The sequence below is a fragment of the Methanoculleus chikugoensis genome, assembly GCF_900095385.1.
GTDB lineage: Archaea > Halobacteriota > Methanomicrobia > Methanomicrobiales > Methanoculleaceae > Methanoculleus > Methanoculleus chikugoensis_A.
Genome location: NZ_FMID01000055.1, coordinates 1 through 18,567 on the forward strand (window position 1 = coordinate 1; position 18,567 = coordinate 18,567).

General features: G+C 62.4%; 20 protein-coding genes. 10 read left to right on the forward strand and 10 right to left on the reverse strand.

What is annotated here, in order from left to right; translation table 11 throughout:
* The 4 genes from L21_RS13925 to hcp form a co-directional block, all read right to left on the reverse strand.
* Positions 1-175: HepT-like ribonuclease domain-containing protein (locus L21_RS13925; protein WP_143727288.1), on the reverse strand; the 175-nt coding region annotated here is incomplete at its 3' end.
* The gene (locus tag L21_RS11135; RefSeq protein ID WP_256713110.1) at positions 172-591 is read right to left on the reverse strand and encodes a nucleotidyltransferase domain-containing protein; all 420 of its coding nucleotides are present in this window, start codon (positions 589-591) and stop codon (positions 172-174) included. The genes L21_RS11135 and L21_RS13925, both read right to left, overlap by 4 nt.
* A gap of 229 nt (positions 592-820) precedes the next feature.
* Positions 821-1,075 (reverse strand): type II toxin-antitoxin system HicB family antitoxin, encoded by a 255-nt coding sequence (locus L21_RS11140; RefSeq protein ID WP_074370616.1) that lies wholly within the window; start codon positions 1,073-1,075, stop codon positions 821-823.
* A gap of 539 nt (positions 1,076-1,614) precedes the next feature.
* A complete protein-coding gene (hcp, locus tag L21_RS11150; protein ID WP_074370544.1) occupies positions 1,615-3,231 on the reverse strand; it encodes a hydroxylamine reductase in 1,617 nt (538 codons plus the stop codon).
* An 85-nt stretch (positions 3,232-3,316) separates the two neighbouring features.
* On the opposite strand from hcp, the gene L21_RS11155 reads away from it, so the two are divergent.
* Positions 3,317-3,676 carry a winged helix-turn-helix transcriptional regulator gene (locus tag L21_RS11155; RefSeq protein WP_074370545.1) on the forward strand — a complete coding sequence of 120 codons (360 nt, stop codon included), beginning with the start codon at positions 3,317-3,319 and terminating at the stop codon, positions 3,674-3,676.
* 362 nt (positions 3,677-4,038) lie between these two features.
* On the forward strand, positions 4,039-5,157 hold the full coding sequence (locus L21_RS11160) for an ATP-binding protein (protein WP_256713112.1): 1,119 nt from the start codon (positions 4,039-4,041) through the stop codon (positions 5,155-5,157).
* Positions 5,158-5,295: 138 nt separating this feature from the next.
* On the opposite strand, the gene L21_RS11165 is transcribed toward L21_RS11160, so the two are convergent.
* Positions 5,296-5,502 carry a hypothetical protein gene (locus L21_RS11165; RefSeq protein WP_143727290.1) on the reverse strand — a complete coding sequence of 69 codons (207 nt, stop codon included), beginning with the start codon at positions 5,500-5,502 and terminating at the stop codon, positions 5,296-5,298.
* A 135-nt stretch (positions 5,503-5,637) separates the two neighbouring features.
* On the opposite strand from L21_RS11165, the gene L21_RS11170 reads away from it, so the two are divergent.
* The 4 genes from L21_RS11170 (at position 5,638) to ruvB (ending at position 9,384) form a co-directional block, all read left to right on the forward strand.
* Entirely contained in the window at positions 5,638-7,263 is a 1,626-nt protein-coding gene (locus L21_RS11170; protein ID WP_074370547.1) for a DUF6398 domain-containing protein, read from the forward strand.
* A 65-nt stretch (positions 7,264-7,328) separates the two neighbouring features.
* A complete protein-coding gene (ruvC, locus tag L21_RS11175) occupies positions 7,329-7,805 on the forward strand; it encodes a crossover junction endodeoxyribonuclease RuvC (protein WP_074370548.1) in 477 nt (158 codons plus the stop codon).
* Positions 7,802-8,395 carry a Holliday junction branch migration protein RuvA gene (ruvA, locus tag L21_RS11180; RefSeq protein ID WP_074370549.1) on the forward strand — a complete coding sequence of 198 codons (594 nt, stop codon included), beginning with the start codon at positions 7,802-7,804 and terminating at the stop codon, positions 8,393-8,395. Before ruvC ends, ruvA begins: the two co-directional genes overlap by 4 nt.
* Positions 8,392-9,384: a Holliday junction branch migration DNA helicase RuvB gene (ruvB, locus tag L21_RS11185; protein WP_074370550.1), complete on the forward strand. Its 993-nt coding sequence runs from the start codon at positions 8,392-8,394 to the stop codon at positions 9,382-9,384. The genes ruvA and ruvB overlap by 4 nt, the downstream gene beginning before the upstream one ends.
* Here the strand turns inward: ruvB and L21_RS11190 are convergent.
* The 4 genes from L21_RS11190 to L21_RS11205 are packed head-to-tail and all read right to left on the reverse strand — an operon-like array spanning position 9,377 to position 13,831.
* Complete coding sequence (locus L21_RS11190; RefSeq protein WP_074370551.1) at positions 9,377-10,465, reverse strand: DNA topoisomerase IV subunit A; 1,089 nt, start codon at positions 10,463-10,465, stop codon at positions 9,377-9,379. The two genes, ruvB and L21_RS11190, sit on opposite strands and share 8 nt — an antisense overlap.
* On the reverse strand, positions 10,458-12,260 hold the full coding sequence (locus L21_RS11195; protein WP_074370552.1) for a DNA topoisomerase VI subunit B: 1,803 nt from the start codon (positions 12,258-12,260) through the stop codon (positions 10,458-10,460). Before L21_RS11195 ends, L21_RS11190 begins: the two co-directional genes overlap by 8 nt.
* Positions 12,247-13,479, reverse strand: a complete 1,233-nt coding sequence (gene hisS / locus L21_RS11200; RefSeq protein ID WP_074370553.1) for a histidine--tRNA ligase — start codon at positions 13,477-13,479, stop codon at positions 12,247-12,249. Before hisS ends, L21_RS11195 begins: the two co-directional genes overlap by 14 nt.
* Positions 13,480-13,495: 16 nt before the next feature.
* Positions 13,496-13,831 carry an ABC transporter permease gene (locus L21_RS11205; protein WP_074370554.1) on the reverse strand — a complete coding sequence of 112 codons (336 nt, stop codon included), beginning with the start codon at positions 13,829-13,831 and terminating at the stop codon, positions 13,496-13,498.
* A gap of 47 nt (positions 13,832-13,878) precedes the next feature.
* On the opposite strand from L21_RS11205, the gene larB reads away from it, so the two are divergent.
* The 4 genes from larB (at position 13,879) to L21_RS11225 (ending at position 17,393) form a co-directional block, all read left to right on the forward strand.
* Entirely contained in the window at positions 13,879-14,652 is a 774-nt protein-coding gene (gene larB, locus L21_RS11210) for a nickel pincer cofactor biosynthesis protein LarB (protein WP_074370555.1), read from the forward strand.
* Entirely contained in the window at positions 14,649-15,155 is a 507-nt protein-coding gene (locus tag L21_RS11215; protein ID WP_074370556.1) for a nicotinamide-nucleotide adenylyltransferase, read from the forward strand. The genes larB and L21_RS11215 overlap by 4 nt, the downstream gene beginning before the upstream one ends.
* 44 nt (positions 15,156-15,199) lie before the next feature.
* Positions 15,200-16,483: a hypothetical protein gene (locus L21_RS11220; RefSeq protein ID WP_074370557.1), complete on the forward strand. Its 1,284-nt coding sequence runs from the start codon at positions 15,200-15,202 to the stop codon at positions 16,481-16,483.
* A 73-nt stretch (positions 16,484-16,556) separates the two neighbouring features.
* Positions 16,557-17,393, forward strand: coding sequence for a hypothetical protein (locus L21_RS11225; protein ID WP_074370558.1), 837 nt, complete (start codon positions 16,557-16,559; stop codon positions 17,391-17,393).
* Positions 17,394-18,187: 794 nt separating this feature from the next.
* Here L21_RS11225 and L21_RS11230 read toward each other — a convergent pair.
* The gene (locus L21_RS11230) at positions 18,188-18,508 is read right to left on the reverse strand and encodes a hypothetical protein (protein WP_074370559.1); all 321 of its coding nucleotides are present in this window, start codon (positions 18,506-18,508) and stop codon (positions 18,188-18,190) included.
* Positions 18,509-18,567: the final 59 nt, after the last annotated feature.

An 18,567-nucleotide genomic window follows, 5' to 3' on the forward strand; every position in this document is an offset into this window, starting at 1 on the left:
CCGCAATCACATCGGTCGCTATGTCGATTGCCGACTGAATGGATAGCAGCATGGCATGGTGGATCATATTCTGCGTATCCCGGTCCTGCAGGAACTGCTCCTTGGGGATGCGTTGATACCGCTCCCAGTCCCTCAGAGCCTCCTCCAGTTCCCGCATATGATGGAAAAGCCTCATTCTCCCACCCTGGCGAGGAGAGCTCTGTCAATCGTATCGTAGAGATATTTCAGATCGAGGAACTGCGCTATCACGTCGGCCTCAAAAGCGATGCGCGTCTCCTCATCCCGGGAGACAAGAAGACGGCCGGTCTTCACTACTTCATACTGGAACTCGACGGGCGCATCATTCAGGAGACGGAGATCGATCTCATACCTCGGCGTGATACACCGCTCAAGGTCGGATGCGATACCCATGGTATATTTGTAGAGTTCATAGGGATCTCTCTCCCCGGAGACAAACAACGCTATATCAATGTCATGGAACTCGCCGTGGCGGAGAAAAGAGCCGTAGAGATACCCGAGCAGTATATCCTCCCTGCCGTCAAGGCACCGGCGGAGCTGACCGATGATCCGCTCTCGGTCAACTTCATCCACTTCTCCTTTCACCTTCCGCATCGGCCGACCCCTCACAGCAGGTCAATTCCACGTACAATCGGACCTGCCCGCAAAAAGGGTTGCGTCACCCCTGCTCATTAACCCTTCCCTGCGGCAGAACCCGGTGTCCTGTAGCGGTCGCCTCCCGTCGAAGGACATATGGGAAAACCGTGTGCTGGCCCTGTAGATGTCTAACACCCGGAGATTGCCCGCGCATGAGGACTGCCGTTCACGCTCCCGGCCCGCACGCGGCCCCTGTCCCCGAAAGAATATCCCGGAGCCGCTCCCTCCCAACAGGCTCCGGAATTCTCCTGCCCTCTTCGATGGCGGCCTCAAGCCGAAGGGAGACGGCAACCTTCACCTCGCGGAGCGCTTCCTCCTCGGTCTCGCCGAATGCGGAGCACCCCGGAAGTTCCGGGACCACGGCGATGAACCCTTCGTCCTCATCGCTGTAGATTACCTCGATCGCGTATCTATATGGCATCCTCATCCTCCAGGAGACTGTAACTCTCGATCGTTTTAGATACTTCTCAGAGCGGGTTGGGCTTTGTCTTCCCACCCGCGTTCCAGCCCCAGACAGCAAAACTCGGAGTTGTCCCAGAACACCGTTACCGGGAGGGGGGCACCCGCTCGCACCTTGCGGTGCTCAAGCTCCCTCCGGTCGCACCTCCCCGGACCCTCGAAGAACTTCGTTCTTCTCATGCTCCTGACCCGAAACCCTTCGGTTTTCTCCAGCTCCGGCCCTTCGGCCCATCGCACCCTTCGGCCAGTCGCACTCCCCGAGTGGCGATATGCGATGGTTCGTAGAACCGGAGCAGGAGCACCGGAGGTGCGACATCCAATGGGAAGCCGTTTCACCCTCAATGTCCGGGATGAGGGTCAGATGGCAGATTCATAGGGAGTAAGCGCTCCGATTAGGGTATGCCGAAGGTTCGGAGATCTTTTTGGGACGACCTCCTCCATAGCCCGAAACGCTCCCACCTGAGCCCACAAAATCCAATTGTTTAAGAAAAGGAAGTGGATTCAGTTCCCCGGCACCATCCGTTCGAGGTCCTCCTCGACCGTCGCGATCCCCCTGATCCCGAAGTTCTCGACGAGCACTTTCAGGATTCCGGGCGAGACGAAGCCCGGGAGGCGGGGGCCGAGGGTGATATCCTTGACGCCGAGCGAGAGGAGGGCAAGAAGGACGAGCACCGCCTTCTGCTCGTACCAGGCGATGTTGTAGGAGATCGGGAGGTCGTTGATCCCGACGCCGAAGGCTTCGGCGAGGGCCTGGGCGATGACCACCAGGGAGTAACAGTCATTGCACTGGCCGGCGTCGAGGACGCGGGGGATGCCGCCGATATCACCGAGCCCGAGGCTGTTGTAGCGGTACTTCGCGCACCCGGCGGTGAGGATGATCGTGTCCGCGGGAAGGGCCTTCGCGAACTGAGTGTAGTAGTCCCGCCCGCTGTATCGGCCGTCGCAGCCTGCCATCACGAGGAACCGCTTGACGGCACCGGACTTCACCGCACCGACGACTGTATCGGCTATCGCGAGAACCGGGGTGTGGGCGCACCCCGTGACCAGGTCGCCACGGGAGAGGTCCGCCGGGGGTTCGCAGCGCTTCGCGTGCTCGATCAGGGCCGAGAAGTCCTTCTTCCCATCCGGCGACGCACCGATGTGCTTTACCCCCGCAAACCCGACGAGTCCGGTGGTGTAGACCCGGTCGCGGTAGGAGTCTTTCGGGGGGACCAGGCAGTTCGTCGTGACCAGGACCGGGCCGTTGAACCGCTCGAACTCCTCCCGCTGGAACGGCCAGGAACCGCCGTAGTTGCCGACCAGGTGGTCGTACTTCTTAAGGCCCGGGTAGCCGTGCGCCGGAAGCATCTCGCCGTGGGTGTAGACGTCGACGCCCGCCCCAAGGGTCTGTTCGAGGAGGTCGGCGAGGTCCTTGAGGTCGTGGCCGGTGACCAGGATGCCCGGCCGCGCGCCTGCGGCGGTGCCGACCGTCGTGATCGCCGGCGTCCCATAGGAGCCGGTGTTCGCCGTATCGAGGAGGGCGAGGACCTTCACGCCGACTTCGCCGCACGCGAGCACATACCCGACCATCTCGTCGACGGTGTGGTCCTGCAGCGTGGCGGCGAGGCCCTCCTGCATAAAGGTCATGACCTCCTCGTCCTCGTAGCCGAGGACGGCGGCGTGGTGCGAGTAGGCACCGACTCCTTTGAGCCCGTAGACAAGGAGGTCGCGGAGCGACTGGAGATCCGGATCAGCGTTCTCCCGTGCGGCGACGATCTCCTGCGCCTTCGCCGCGATGGCCTCAGGGCTTGCCGGGGCCCAGGTGCAGGCCGCAGGCTCCGCACTCCCGGCGGGGGGGAGAGCGTCGCGGATGCGGGCCGCCTCCTGGATCGCGCTCTCGAACCGCGCGGGGTCGAAGTTCACGTTGGTCAGGGTCGCAAAGAGGCTCTCCGCGACGAACCTCCCTGCCTCCGGGTTCCCGCCGCCCTTCTTCATCGCCGCGAGGTTCCGTACCGAGAGCCCTTTGAGGGTGTAGATCAGGACGTCCTGGAGCCCGGCGGTCTCTTCGTCTTTGCCGCAGACACCGCGCACGGTGCAGCCAAGGCCTTTTGCCGTCTCTTCACACTGGTTGCAGAACATTCATGTCACTCCTTGGTATCTTTTTGATACAAGATATCAATTTGATACTTGAGTATAAGTAGGAGAAGGTTTCTCTAACTATACCATGCAGGACGAGTGTACAGTCAATCAGACCGTCAGATACCTGGGGAAGAAGTGGACGCTCCTGATCATTCTCGAACTCTACAAGGGGGAGGGCTACACCCGGCGGTTCACCGAGGTGAAGGACTGCCTCCCGGGGATCACGGCGAAGGTTCTCTCGGCCCGCCTGAAGGAACTGGAGGAGGAGGGGCTCGTCGAGAAGCACATGGAGGCCGGAACCGTCCCCGTCAGGAGCGAGTACACCCTCACCGCAAGCGGGCTCGGACTCGTCGAGGTGATCAAGGATATCAAGCGGTGGGCGCTCGAGTGGAAGATCGAGAACCGGGCATGCGGAGCGCAGGACTGCCACGACTGCGTGCTTTAACTTGTGGGGTTGAAGGGGCGGGCCGGGAAGTCCGGTACGACTCTGGCGAGGCGACCACAGTCTGCATGAGATCAAGAAGTCGGGATCGGCTGATCTACGCGGAAGGGTCCACCTGACGCGTTTTCCGGAACGCGGGGATATCGTAGATCATAATCGACACTTTTATCGATTATCATCGAGTATGATCGATAGATGGACGAGAGGCTGCAGATCGCACTCGAGAGCCAGAACCCCTGGTGGTTTGGAAAAAAGTTTGAAATCGGCGTTGAACGACTTTCATCTTTCCTCTCCTGAAACAGTATCTTGATGCACCTGAGGTGCTCCTCCTTGTCGGTGCACGCAGGACAGGGAAGTCGACGCTGGTGTACCAGATCATCAGTTCCCTTCTCAGAAGGGGTGTGCCCGGCAGGGCCATCCTCTTCATCACCATGGACGAACCCCTCCTCCTCTCGATGGCGGACGATCCCTGGCTGATCCGTCGCATCGTCGAGGACCATCTCGCCCGCCACCCCGAACTTGAACGGCTCTATCTCTGTATCGACGAGGTTCAGCACTATCCCGCCTGGGTGCCCACCATCAAGACTCTCTATGACACAACGAGCGGGGTCAAATGTATCCTGACCGGCTCCACATCCTCGCTGCTCAGGCAGGAGAGTAGCCGCCTCCTATCGGGCAGGTGTTTTTCCTGCTATGTGTACCCACTCTCTTTCCCTGAGTTTCTTCGGTTTCAGGGTATTCTGAACCCGACAATCATCGAGAAGAGGCATCATTTTGAGACCTACCTGAAATACGGTGGTTTCCCCCGTGTGGTCCTCGAAAAGGACAGGGACCTGAAGATACAGATACTCAAAAACTACTATGAAACGATCTATCTCAAGGATATCATCTATCCGAACAGTTTGAGGAAGAACAGCGAGATTGTAGACCTGCTCTATTATCTTATATCAAATGCCGGGAACGCCACCTCGTACAACCAGATTGCCAGGACCCTCAACATCGCACCGGATACCGTGAGAGAGTACATCGAGTACGCCGGGAATGCGTTCCTCCTGTATCCCCTGATGAAATTTGATTATTCTGCAAAAAAACAGGTTGCAAACCCTAAAAAAATTTATTTCGTGGATCCCGGCCTTATAAATGCCGTTGCATTTGCATTCTCCGAAAATCGTTGGAGACTCCTGGAAAACATCGTCTTCATCGCCCTGATGAAGAAGTATGGCGATATCTTCTACCACCGGGACCGCTACGAGTGCGACTTCCTGGTAAGGTCTGGCCGGACGATCGTCCTGGCCATCCAGGTGACGCAGTCCCTGCAGGATGATGTTACGAGGCACCGGGAGATGCGTGGGCTTGTCGAGGCGATGGATGCACATGGCCTTGATGAGGGGACGGTCGTCACTGCGTCGGAGTCGGCGGAGACAACCGTCGACGGTCGGACAGTTCACATCGTCTCGATCGCTGAATGGCTGGATGAGTTGTGACCGCTCTCTGGAACCTATGTGTACGCCCCTGGTAGTATGAACTGCGGAGGATTGTCGGCCGCTCGGAGCGCCACTCCTCCCGCTTCGAGTACTGTATCGTCCCGGTGAACGCTGTGAGTTAAAATGATTTCTGGAGGGTTAGAAGTCCGGCAGGAAGTCCAGGTCGGGCTCAGTCGATACCAGCGTGATGCCGGTAATTCTGTGGTAGAACCTCTGAGGGTACTGGTAGGTTGTCTTCCCGCTCCGGCTCTTCTGCACGAAGGGTTTGAGGATGTCCTCCGTCTCATACTCAAATGCGTACACCGCCCCGGTTTTGAGGGCAGGCCCCCCCTTCACCCGGAACATGACCTTCCTGAAGCCTTCGTCGAATGGTCGCAATCCGAGTAGTCCGGGCATGCAGAGGGGCGTCCCGATCGCGTTCCCGAAGAAGACAGCAGACTGCGATCATTCATTATCTCATGGTGATCATACCTCGGATAAATGGTCTCAAAATCTCCACCCGGTACCTGCCTGCTCTGCAAGGCTCCCGTGACAAAGCGTAAAGTGCTTAAACACAGCATGGAATGCCTTCAAACGTCGGGATGGCCGGCTGGAAAACATCCCTCCTTCCTCATCATGATCCAGGGGCACTACAACAAGAGTTACTGGCTGGTGGTCCTTGCGCGACACGATGCCCGGCCCGGAGACCTCGATCAGTTGATCCGCGACGTGTGGGTGGAGTGTTGCGGGCACCTCAGTTCCTTTCTGATCGAAGAAGTCACCTACGAGTCGGACGCTGAGTGCTCCACAGATGCCATGGACATCCCTCTCTCCCATGTCCTTACCCGGGACAGCACGTTCTCCTATGACTACGACTTCGGCTCTACCACATCGCTGGACCTGAAGGTGATCGGGGAAACACCCGTTGCTCCACGGGATAGTCGGCTCTGCCTGATCGCGCGAAACGACCGGCCGGCCATCTCCTGTGACCGATGTGGGGATACAGCCGAGTTCACCCGGGACGATCTTGAAGAGGAGGACCCACGCTATTACTGCCGCAAGTGCCTCCAATCCGTCGATCCCGAACACGAATGGGTGGATATCATCGCCAACTCCCCGAGAAACGGCATCTGTGGCTATGCCGATGACCCAATTGCCGCACTTCGCTGGTATCCTCCGGGGTGGAGCGCGGGCGAGATCGCTCCTGAAGAACCGGATGAGACCGCGGTCGACGCCGAGGTGGAGTCGAGCGCCCTGGCTGCCGTCGTCCAGGATATCGGGCCCGGTATCAATGCGTTTGTTGAGGCAGAGGATGCGGCATACGGCGAAAGAGCTGCCTGTATGGCCGGAGAAAGTGTCGGGGCCTTTTGCATGTTTATGTATGACCATTACGGATTGAAGATAGAGGCATGGAATGTTCGATCCGTGCAGGAATGCCTGGTCGAGGATCTGGCGCAAAACCCGACCTTTCCAGACGACTGGCCGGAAAAAGCCGTTCCGATCCTCTCTCGATTCTTGATACACATGGAGGCATCAGGCCGCCTCGCAAATGCTCAAGAACTCATTACCGCCATGAAAGAGGTGGAACCGGCTTTCCAGGAAGTCGCCACCAGCCCGGAGAAGAGTCAGGCTCTCTTCAAGCAAATCCTGATGAGTGCAAGGGGGGCAGGCATTGACATAGATGATCTCAATGCATTCCTCAACTTCGCGATGAGAGAGATCATAAGGCTGACCGGAATAGACCCGGATAACGAAGAGATCTGGAAAGAGATCTCCAACCAGATCAGGAATGAACCGCTGGTGTTAGATGTCAACGAGCTGCGCACTACCACGATCTTCACCCTGTGCGAAGAATTCTGCGATAGGTTCGAGGATGGCGCCATCCTTGATCATTGCCGGGAGACCATCGAGAAACTCCACAACCACCCAGCAACACCGCTCGTACGGGGAGATGCGGCCCTCTGGGGGGCGGCGATCGTATACGCGGCCTGCCAGAATGCAAATCTGATCCGGCCGGGAAAGGGTGGATCTCCCATTACAAAGGAGATCAGTTTTTTCTTTGGCATTGAACGATCGTCGATCCGGAACAAGGTGACGACGCTGAAAAAATACCTCTCCGGCCGATAACTCTGCCGACAAAAGGTATCAACCAGGAGAACCGATACCTTAGTGAACAGAAACCGGATTTACCCATGATCGTCATTGGTATCGACCCAGGGCTCGCAAGGACCGGCTACGGTGTCCTCAGCACCGGCGGCAGATCTCCGGTGCCGCTGACCTACGGCTGCATCGAGACCGGCGGCGACCGCATCCACGAGGAGCGGTTGCTTGAGATCCACACGAGGATCTCCGATCTCTTCGACGAGTACGATCCCGGGTGGGTCGCCGTGGAGCGGCTCTTCTTCTCCAGGAACACCACCTCGGCGATGCAGGTCAGCGAGGCACGCGGCGTCCTCCTCCTCGCCGCGGCACAGCACGGGGTCCCGGTTGCCGAGTATACCCCCAACCAGGTCAAACAGGCGGTCACCGGGTCGGGGCGTGCCGATAAACATCAGATGCAGGAGATGATGCGCCGGCTCCTCAGGCTGGAGGAGGTGCCCCGGCCCGACGATGCCGCCGACGGCCTCGCCATCGCCCTCTGCCACATCAATATGGTGCAACTACGATGATAGCCCAACTCTCAGGAGACGTGATATCCACCGGCGACCGGTGGGTGGTGATCGATATCGGCGGCGTCGGCTACCAGGTGCAGGTGACCGGACCGGCGCTGGAGACCCTCAGGCAGGCGCAGGGCCGCGTCACGGTCCACACCCATATGGTGGTCCGCGACGACGACATCCGACTCTTCGGCTTTCTCCACCAGCGCGAACGGGAACTCTTCACGATCCTGATCGGGGTCTCCGGCATCGGCCCCCAGACCGCCATGAACATCCTCTCCGGGATAGCGTTCGAGGACTTTGCCGTTGCAATCCTCGACGGCGACGAGAAGACGCTCACCCGGATCCCGGGGATCGGGAAGAAGGGTGCAGGGCGCCTGATCCTTGAGTTGAAGGAGAAGATGAAGAAGCATGCGGATATCCTCGCCGCCGGCAGGCGCCCGACCGGGGCCAACGACGCCGCGAGCGCCCTCATATCGCTCGGGTTCTCACCCCAGGAAGCAGGGGAGGCGGTTGATGCCGTCCTCCCGGGTCTCCCTGATGCGAACGTGCAGAGCCTGATCCGCGCTGCTCTTGCATACCTCCGGGAGCGCCGATCATGAACGAACGCATCCCCTCGCCCTCGCCTCTCTGTGGCGAACCCGATGACGCGGCGATCAGGCCGGCGCGCCTCGACGAGTTCGTGGGCCAGCCGCAGATCAAGGAGGCTCTTGCCATCGCCATCGCCGCCGCAAAACAACGCGGCGAGTCCCTCGACCACGTCCTCTTCTCCGGCCCCCCGGGCCTCGGGAAGACGACGCTCGCCCAGATCATCGCGCGCGAGATGGGAGCCGGGATCAGGAGCACCACCGGGCCGGTGCTGGAGCGGCCCGGCGACCTCGCCGCCCAACTGACCGCCCTCGCCCACGGCGACGTCCTCTTCATCGACGAGATCCATCGCCTCAACCCGGTGGTCGAGGAGATCCTCTACCCGGCGATGGAGGACTCCTGCATCGACGTGATGATCGGCGAGGGGCCGGGTGCACGGTCGGTCCAGCTCCCGCTGGAGGAGTTCACCCTCATCGGCGCCACGACGAAGGTCGGGCTGCTCGGTTCCCCTCTCCGCGACCGGTTCGGGTTCATCTTTCGCCTCAACCTCTATGAAGTTCCCGATCTCGCGAAGATCGTGGAGCGGAGCGCCGGGATCATGCAGATCCCGATCACCCCCGATGGTGCGGATGAGATAGCAAAACGGAGCCGCGGGACGCCCAGGATCGCAAACCGGCTCCTCCGCCGGGTGCGGGACTTCGCCACGGTCAGGGGGGACGGGAGTATCGACGCCGAGACGGCCGATCGCGCCCTGACGATGCTCGGCATCGACCACCTGGGCCTCGACGACCTCGACCGGCGGATCCTCTCGGTCATCGCGGACGATTTCGGCGGCGGGCCGGTGGGCGTCAGGACGATCGCCATCTCGGTCGGCGAGGAGGTGCGGACCATCGAAGAGGTCTACGAGCCCTACCTGATCCAGATCGGGTTCATAAAGCGCACGCCCCAGGGCCGGGAGACGACCGGGGCGGCCCTGCGCCACCTCGGAAGCGGTCTCAGATAATCCCCATCTCCGAGAGCCGCTTCGGGAGGTACTCCTTCGTCACGAAGTCGAGCCCCCGGCTCGCGAACGCCTGCTGTTCCGACTTCACCTTCATCTCGAGCTGCAGGTTGATCTGGGTGCGCCAGTAGTCGGTCGCGAACCTCGGATCGGTCAGTTCCGCCTTTAAGGCGTTGACGTCCTGCTCCGTGAGGTGGTCGGCGGGGAGGTTGTAGTCGGAGATGTCGGAGGGCTGCACCCCGATGAACTGCGCCTGGGGGGTCGCCAGGATATCCGACATGTGGGCGCTCTTGATCGAGCCGTAGGCGACGCTCGCGTAGATCCGGTATGACCAGGGGTCGCCGTCGGTGAAGACGACCACGGGAAGGTTGAGCGAGTCGTTGAGACGCCGTAAGACCCGGCGCGTGGAGCGTGCCGGCTGCCCCTTGAGGTGGACCAGGATCGCCCCGTACTCCTCGTCGAACCCGTTCTCCATCAGACGGGCGTACATACCGCCGGTCTCGATGGCGATGACGAACTTCGCGTCGTGGTCGACGAACTCAAGGCTGTCGACGTTGTTCGGGATGGGGTAGCCCGCCTCCCCGACGTCATCCTGGCAGTGCATCTCTTTTGCGCCGCGGCGGGTGTTCTCCCGTATCCGCAGCGGCCCGAAGAGCGAGGCGCCGTCCTCCTCCGGCCGGAGGTGGAACGCCTCCCGCTGGACGTCGGTGATGATCTCGAGGTCCTCGATCAGGAGGTTGCTCTCGTCCTGGGCGGCGAACTTCGCCTTCTTCCACCCTTCGGAGATGTAATAGAGTTCTCTCAGGGTCGACGACCGGTTCTCCACGAGTTGCTGCTTCAAGAACCCGATGAGATAGGCCATCTTCAGAAGATGGACCGCCCCTTTCTCGTTCGTCGCCGCCCGGGTGCTCTCTTTCTCGCCGTACTTCCAGACCTCGCCCTCGTCGTCGTAGGTGAGATTTCGTTTCGTCCGCGTCGGGAGCCGGATATAGGGCACGACGCCGTCTCGCATCTGGTCGTACCATCCACGGGCGATACCGATAAGCCGCTCCTTTGCGAGCGCATCCATCTCTTCCCTAGACATCGAGATCCACCACCACTTTCACATTGTCCTCCACGCCGCGCAGGTCGAGCGACCCGTCGCCCGATCCCGTGTAGACGATCTGCCAGGCCTCACCGGCGCCGAGGGTGCGCCGCCAGACCTTGTTGTACTCCCCGTCCATATTGTCGACGAAGTCCGGCCGGGGCACCGCGTCCGCGGCCTCATCCCGGGAGAGGTTGTAGAGGACGAGAGGGACTTCCTTTGCCGTGTAGTTGTTCACGTTGATACTGACCTTCCCGTTGACCGTCCGCTTCTTCGCGACGACCTTGCGCATGATCTTGCCCTCGATCGGAGAGGTGTCGACGAGGGGGAGTTCCACGATCTCGCTCACCTTTGCGGCGATGTCGGGGATGATCGAGCATATCGCCCGGGCGCGGTTGTCCTGCTGCTTCGTTTTGTCCCGGCGGTAGAGGTAGGTCTTGAGTTCCCGGCCGAGTTCCTGGAGGACGAGGACGATCTCACGCTCGATCTCCGGGATGGACGCGACCGCGTCCTTGCTTTCGCTCGTGAAGGGGACGTTCGTGGACGCCACGTGGACCATGACGAGCATCGGCCCCATGGGAAGGCCCTGCTGCGAGAGGCCGTAACCCTTCCAGTTCACCTGCGAGACACAGTTCGTGATCGCGCAGGCGCCCTGCTGGTAGAGGAGGGGGACACGGTTTGCGAACCGGAAGAGCTGGGCGGTGCCTTCGGGCGGAACCTTGCCGCCGTAACCGATCGCCGCCTCGATGATGAACGAGTGCCCGCCGTAGACCGCGCTCGGCCGGGTGCGGGCCTTGACGAAGTCGAGCTGGATCTCCTTCTCAAGCCCCCGGCAGATCAGGTCCTCCCCGATGGGGGAGAGGCACTGCTGCGCCGGCGGGGCCGGGACCTTCACGGCCTGCATCGCTTCGAGGAGCCTCTTCAACTCGTCGGCATCGAGTTTGTTCACCTTCCGTGAGGGTTTGAGTTTTGCGAGCGCGATCATCTCGTCTGCGGTCTTCTTTCCGACACGGGAGAAACTGCCGACGAGGAACTCCTCGACGGTCCCGGTGCTCGCCGCCGCGATCCGCTTCAGCGCCCCGAACTCGATCCCGTGCGGATGGGGGAGGATGGGTTTCGGGCACGGTGGGACCTCGCCCGAAACCCGCTCGAACGTCGTCACCTCGCCGTCGATATCGGCCGTTATCCGGGCGTGCGGGTTGACGATCGCCGTCAGGCGGAGGTAGTCCGCCAGCCGCTTCTTCGCGGCGAGGGTGCTCTTGAACTGGATCTCGATCCGGGTCCCGTGCGTCCGGTCCCAGTCGATCTCCTCGTGGCTGACGATCTCCGGCTCGTTCGTCTCGGTCCGGATCATCAGCTCGAACCGGTGCGCGCTCGCCTTCGCCCCCGTCCGTGAGACGACCCGGGTCGGGATGCCGGTGGTGAGCTGCGCATACAGCACCGCCGCCGATATCCCGATACCCTGCTGCCCGCGGCTCTGCCGGATCTGGTGGAACCGGGAGCCGTAGAGGAGTTTCCCGAAGACCAGGGGGACGTTCTCCGGCACGATACCGGGGCCGTTGTCCTCGACCGTTATCCGGTAGACCTCGGCGTCGACCCTCTTGATGCCGACGAAGATGTCGGGGAGCACCTCCGACTCCTCGCAGGCGTCCAGCGCGTTGTCCACCGCTTCTTTGATGGTGGTGATGATCCCCCGCGTCGGGGAGTCGAAGCCGAGCAGGTGCTTGTTCTTCTCGAAGAACTCCGCGATGCTGATGCTCCGCTGCTGCTTCGCCAGGTCTTCAGCAAGCACCATGCCGTGCCACCTCGGCGATGGCCTCTTCGAGGCTCCTCTCCTGCTGCTCGCCGGAGTGGAGGTCCTTGAGGGTCACCGTCCCCGCCTCGACCTCGCGCTTCCCGAGAACCGCGGCGAAGTCTGCGGTCTTTGCGGCGTGGGCGAGCTGGGCGCCCATCCCCCGCCCCATCAGGTCGGCCTCGGCCCGGATCCCCGCCTCCCGGAAGGCCCGGGCGACCTCGAGCGCCCGCGCGCGGGCATCAGGCGTGAAGACGACGCCGACGACCGGCCCGTGCGCGAGTTCGAACTCCCCGATCGAGACCATGACCCGGTCAAACCCGATGGCGAACCCACAGGATGCGACGTCGTCGCCGCCGAAGAGGTGGGCGAGCCGGTAGGCGCCGCCGCCGACGATCTGGTTCTCCGCGCCGAGGTTCTTCGCGAACCCCTCAAAGACCATCCCGGTGTAGTAGTCGAGCCCCCGGGCGATCCCGAAGTCGGGCCGGTAGTCGATCTCCTGGGCGTCGAGGAGCGCGAACGTCTCCTCGATCCGCGCGCGCTCGGGGACATCGCCCGCGATCTCGAAGACCTCGGAGACGGTGCGGCACTCTCCGAGCGCCGCAAGAGGTTCGGCAAGGTGGGTGAGGTTCTTCTCGACCAGCGCCGCCTCGAGCCCTTTCGGGTCATGTTTGTCGAGATACGCCATGATCGCCCGCTGGTCGCCGGGCGCGAGGTCGGCGAGGAGATGCTTCATCGGCGCGAGGTGGCCGACGTGGAGGTCGAAGGTGACGCCGGTCGACCGGAGGGTATCGTCGGCGAGCATGATCACCTCGGCGTCGGCGGACGGGGTGTCCGCACCGATCAGTTCGACGCCGAACTGCCAGAACTGGCGGTAACGGCCTTTCTGGGGGCGCTCGTAGCGGAAACAGTCGGCGAAGTAGCACCAGCGGATCGGTTTCGGGAGGACTTTCCCCTCGTTGACGTACATCCGGAGCACCGCCGCGGTCACTTCCGGCCGGAGCGTCAACTGCCTGCCGCCCTTGTCCTCGAAGACGTACATCTCCCCGATGATCCCTTCGCCGGACTTCATCGTGAAGAGTTCAAGGTTCTCGAAGTCGGGCGTGCAGACCTCCCGGTATCCCCACCGGCGGGCCGCTTCCCGCATCCGCCGCTCGATCAGTCGCCGTCGTTCCATCTCGTCGGGTAAAAAGTCCCGTGTTCCCCGTGGTTTCTGAAGCATTCGATATTCTCCTGAATTAAAGTCTCTTGCGCGAACCCTTATCATTTATGCGCTCTGCGCTGCCGAAGAACCGCTCGCGGGCACCCTCGCCATGCAGCCAGACGTTCTCCCTCTCGACCCGGCCCTGGAGGTAGAGCGCAAGGAGGACCAGCCCGAGGCCGAGGTACTCCCACGCTTCGGCGTATGCGGTCACGAAAAAGCCCAACAGGGCGAGCGCCGTGTAGGGAACCCCGAGGTACCCCGCCTTCCGGTAGCCGGATAGGCCGGTGCGGTAGAATATCCGCAGGTCGCGGAGCCAGAGGAAGATGGTGACGGCAACGCCGAACCCTGCGACGTAGGCAAGATAGGACATGAGATGAAGTAATATTATACTTCCACCCCTATTTTTGTTATCGAACTATGCTGCCGAATGCCACCATCAGGGACATCCTCCGGATGTATCGTAACGGCGAGGTATCTGAGGACGAGGCGGCGGGCGCCCTCGAAGGGCTCCGCATCGAGATTATCGACGGCATGGCCCGGATCGATACCGGGAGGAGCGTCCGTTGCGGGATGCCCGAGGTGGTGCTCGCCGAGGGGAAGGAGCCGGAGATGTTCGCCGATATCATGCTCGCGCAGGTGAAGGCTGCCGGAAGGTGCGTCGGAACAAGGGTCTCGCCGGCGCACCTCGACGCTCTCCGCGCCCGGCTGCCGCCGGACGTCCGGATGGAGCACCGGGAGGCGGCACGGGGTGTCATCCTCTCGACGGAGGATCGGCCGGCTCCCCGGCGCGGAACCGTCGCCATCCTCACGGCGGGGACGTCTGATGTCCCCGTCGCCGAGGAAGCGAGGCTGATCGCCGAGGAGATGGGATGTGAGGTCAGGACGGCCTACGACGTCGGGGTGGCGGGGATCCACCGCCTCTTCTCGGCGCTGAAAGACCTGATCCCGGCCGACGTCTTCATCGTGGCCGCCGGGCGGGAGGGGACGCTCCCCGCGATCGTTGCGGGGCTCGTCGACCGCCCGGTGATCGGCGTTCCGGTGAGCACCGGCTACGGCTACATGGGCGGCGGCGAGGCTGCGCTTGCGAGCATGCTCCAGGCGTGCTCGGTGCTTGCGGTGGTGAACATCGACGCCGGGTTCACGGCGGGCGCGTTTGCCGCGCAGGTCGCGCACGGGGGTGACCGGGAATGAGCCGGGGGTTCTACATCGGGCGGTTCCAGCCCTACCACAACGGGCACCAGTCGGTGCTGGAGAGAATCGCCTGCACCGCTGACGAGATCGTCATCGGCGTGGGGAGCGCCCAGGTCTCCCATACCGTGGCGAACCCCTTCACGGCGGGGGAGCGGGTGCTGATGCTGACCCGGTCGCTCGCCGACCTCGACTGCCCGTTCTACGTCATCCCGATCGAGGACGTCCAGCGCAACGCCCTCTGGGTCGCCCACGTCCGCGCGATGACCCCGCCGTTTGATACGGTTTACTCATCAAACCCCCTCGTCATGCAACTCTTCGCCGAGGCCGGGGTCGACGTCCAGTCGCCCGATATGTACGAGCGGCTGACGCACTCCGGGACCGTTATCCGGCAACGGATGCTCGACGGCGAACCGTGGGAGCACCTGGTTCCCCCTGCCGTAGTGGACGTCATCCGCGAGATCCACGGCGTGGAGCGGCTGCAGCGGATCGCGGGGAGCGACTGACGGGCGGAACCCTGATGAGTACACCCGTCCAAATCGGATGAACCATGTTCAAGCAATTGCGAGACCTCTTCCGGCGAACCGAACCGGAGGAGGAGAGCCTGAAACTCTCGTTCGACGACCTCCCTGCGTGGCTTGACGCCCGCGATGAGGAGATCGGGCGCGAACTCTCCGGTGCAATAGCCCCGTCGCGCGAGGCGATCCGCGGCACCCTCGACCACCTCAGGGAGGCGATCGCCGGGATGGAGAGGGCGGAGGGGAACGAAGAGGTTCATCCCCGGCTTCGCGACATCTCGAAAAAGGCGCTACCGGGGTTCACGAAGTCTATGGGGCAGATCCTCTCCCACGAGCCTTCCGGCGACCCCGAAGCGTTCTACGCGACCGCCGCCGAGATCCTGAAGGGCTCGCTCAAGGCGCTGAAAGGGCAGGGGAAGTATCTCTCCTCTGTCTACCCGGAGGAGATGAAGGAGGTGCGCGCAGCCGTCAAAGACCTGGGGCGGGAGGTCAACACGATGAACGAGCCCCTCGCCCGGGCGCGTGACGGCCGCCATCAGGTGGAAGACGTGCGGGAGTCGCACGCGTCCCTTCTCCGGATCCGCGAGGAGTACGCCGCCGCCGAGGGTCAGGTGCGGGAATACGGGGCGGCGCTCGCGGAGGCGGAGAGTGCGATCCACAAGACGGAAGAGGAACTTTCCGCCCTCAACCAGCGCCCGGACTATGCCCGAAAGCAGGAGATCGAGGAGAGGCTCCGGGCACTCGACGCCACGGCCGAGGAGGCAGGTCGGGAGATGGCGACACTCCGGACCACCGTCGTCCACGTCTTCCGCAAGGCCGGGAAGGTGGCCGAAAAGGCGGGCGACAGCGCGGCTGCCGCGTCGATCGACCGGGCGCTCGACGCGTATACGGGTGACGGAGATGACCCGGTCGGCCCGACCGAAGAGGCGATGCCGGTCATTCTCGCCATGATCGGGCAGGGGGATCTCCCCCTCAAGAACCAGGACGAACTCCGCCTCTTCTCCGACGCCGAAACCCTGCCTGCCGCGATGAAGCGGGCGCTGGAGCAGCAGCACGACTGCAGGACGAAGCGGGCGGCAGAGCAGGAAGCCCGGGCCGCGCTCCCGGCGGTGGTCGAGGAGCAGCGCCTTGAGACCGCGCTCCCGGGACTGCGCCGGGAGGCCGAGGCAAAGGCTGCCGCGAAGGCCCGCGCGGAGAGCCAGCGGGAGACGCTACAGGCCTCGTATGCCGCAGAGCGCGAGAGTCTCCGGTCACGCACGGCTGCCCTCGCCGGTCGGGATACGGAGGTCGAGGTACCCGATCTTCCGTCCCCCTGATCGGCGAGACGCCGCTCCCACCGGGGGAAACCCTGTTTACCCTCTGCGCATAATTATGGTACAAGGACGGTCGATGACGAATACCATCACAACACCCGGAACAGAGCCACGCCTCTGGTTAGCAGTCCCCGCAGTCTCGTTTCTGGGAATCGGAATCGAACTGCTGCTCGCATCCGTCGCCTTTCCCTATGCCGTCTGGGCAGGTGTCGCAGGATGCGTGATAGCCTCGTGCATCCTCTGCTACCAGGCCTACCAAAAACCCCGGCGGGATCTCGTCTCGCTCTTCACGCCGCTCTTCGCGTTTCTCATCCTGGTCATACCCAATGAGATCAGTTCGGGCGGTGTAATCGTGCAGACGGTCTTCGCGGCAACGATCACCTTCCTTGCAGTTCGGGTAGAAAAAGTGTTTAATGCGCCGAAACTACAGGAGAAGACAATGAAGCAGATGTTAAATGAATATATCGGCAGGATTGAGCCGCTCCTCGCCGTTATCGACGAGGAGACCGGCCACCTGGTCGCACAGTCCCTGCTGACGTATAAGTTCGGGCTTTATGGAAACGCGATGGAGAAGAGCACGGAGGCGCTTGCCCGGCTCGATGCGATCACTCCGCGCCCCGGAACCCTGGAGCGCGCGCTCCTGATCCTCCGGGAGCGTGCCGGCGGCTTCGCCGAGTCCCGGGTGACGACGAATCCCGAGCATCTCTTCACGGAGGAGGACTACGACGATCTCGCCGTCCGTCTCGCAAAGGATCAGGTCGAAGACCCGACCGTTCTCGACCTCGACAACGCGCTGATCCTGCTCTACGCTGTCGGGATCGAGACCTCCCCCGACGACGAGCAGGCGCTGGAGGAGCACCAGCGCTTCATCATCCAGATCCTGGAAGGGTATAAAGAGAAGCTGGCCCGATGAGCGGGCTGACCGGGGGGAGTTCTCCTCCGCGGTCTCAGTACGGTAGCGGTGCCTGTCGTCGCGGGGCGGCAGAAGTTGGGGTCATATCCCGGGGCGAACCGGGGCTCCACTCCTTTTTGGTCTCTACTCTCTAAGGCTCTCCCGGTAGCCCCCACCCAATCCTCCGGAGCTAGCCAGAGTCCCACTCTTTTTTCCAGCACCTCCCCGTGCAGTGGACCGTGGGGACATCGCCATTGGGGGAGGCGGCCTGCGGGGAGGGGGCTTGCCCCTCCCCTGTCTCTACACCGTGTATGACCTCTCGGTAGCCCCCACCCCGCCCGCGCTTCGCGCTCCTCCCCCACCCCGAGGGGCGGGGGCAGTGCGTGGCGATAGCCGGTGGGAAGCCGCATCTCTGGGAGCGCCCCGGGACTCCGTTCTTCTCCTGAATCTCCCCGTACAGTGGACCGTGGGGATATCGCCATTGGGGGAGGGGCCGACGGGGAGGGGGGAGCAGCCCCCCTCCCCTGTCTCTACCGTGTAAGCCCTTTCGTCACCCCCACCCCGCCCGCGCTTCGCGCTCCTCCCCCACCCTCCGGGCGGGGGCAGTCATGGCGATACCCCCACGAAATCTGTAAAAGGGGGCACTCGCGCACTCTTCTCTGGCCCCCTGATAGAACGAAATGTGGCCTTCGCCCCTCCGCGCGAGGCACTGAATGAATTTGCCCCTAAGGACGGGATAGCCGGGGACAGATAAAGGAAGGAGCCAATATCGAGAGACCCCGGGGTAGCCGAATGGCTGCTCCCGAAAAAAAGTATCAGAGCGAGTCCAGGCTGATCCCGGTGAACTCGTCGGCGACCGTGTTGATATCCTTCACGCCGAACGCGGTCTGGACGGTGCCGAGTTCGAGGTCGCGCGCAACGTCGCACATGTAATCGATGATATCGACCGAGAGTTCCCGCTTCTGTTTGGACTTGCGGAGCTGGTCCACGAGGAACGTCATCCTCTCGGGGGACTCCATGCGGAGCTTGGCGAGGCTCATCACGCACATGTAGATCCGGGTCAGGTTCCTGTCCGTTCCGGTGATGGTGTCGAAGAAGTTCCGGAGGACCTGCGCCTGGTAGACCTCGCCGCTCATGATGATCGAATATTTCTCAAGGTCATATAAATGCCTGCCGATCTGCACCGGTTCGCGTG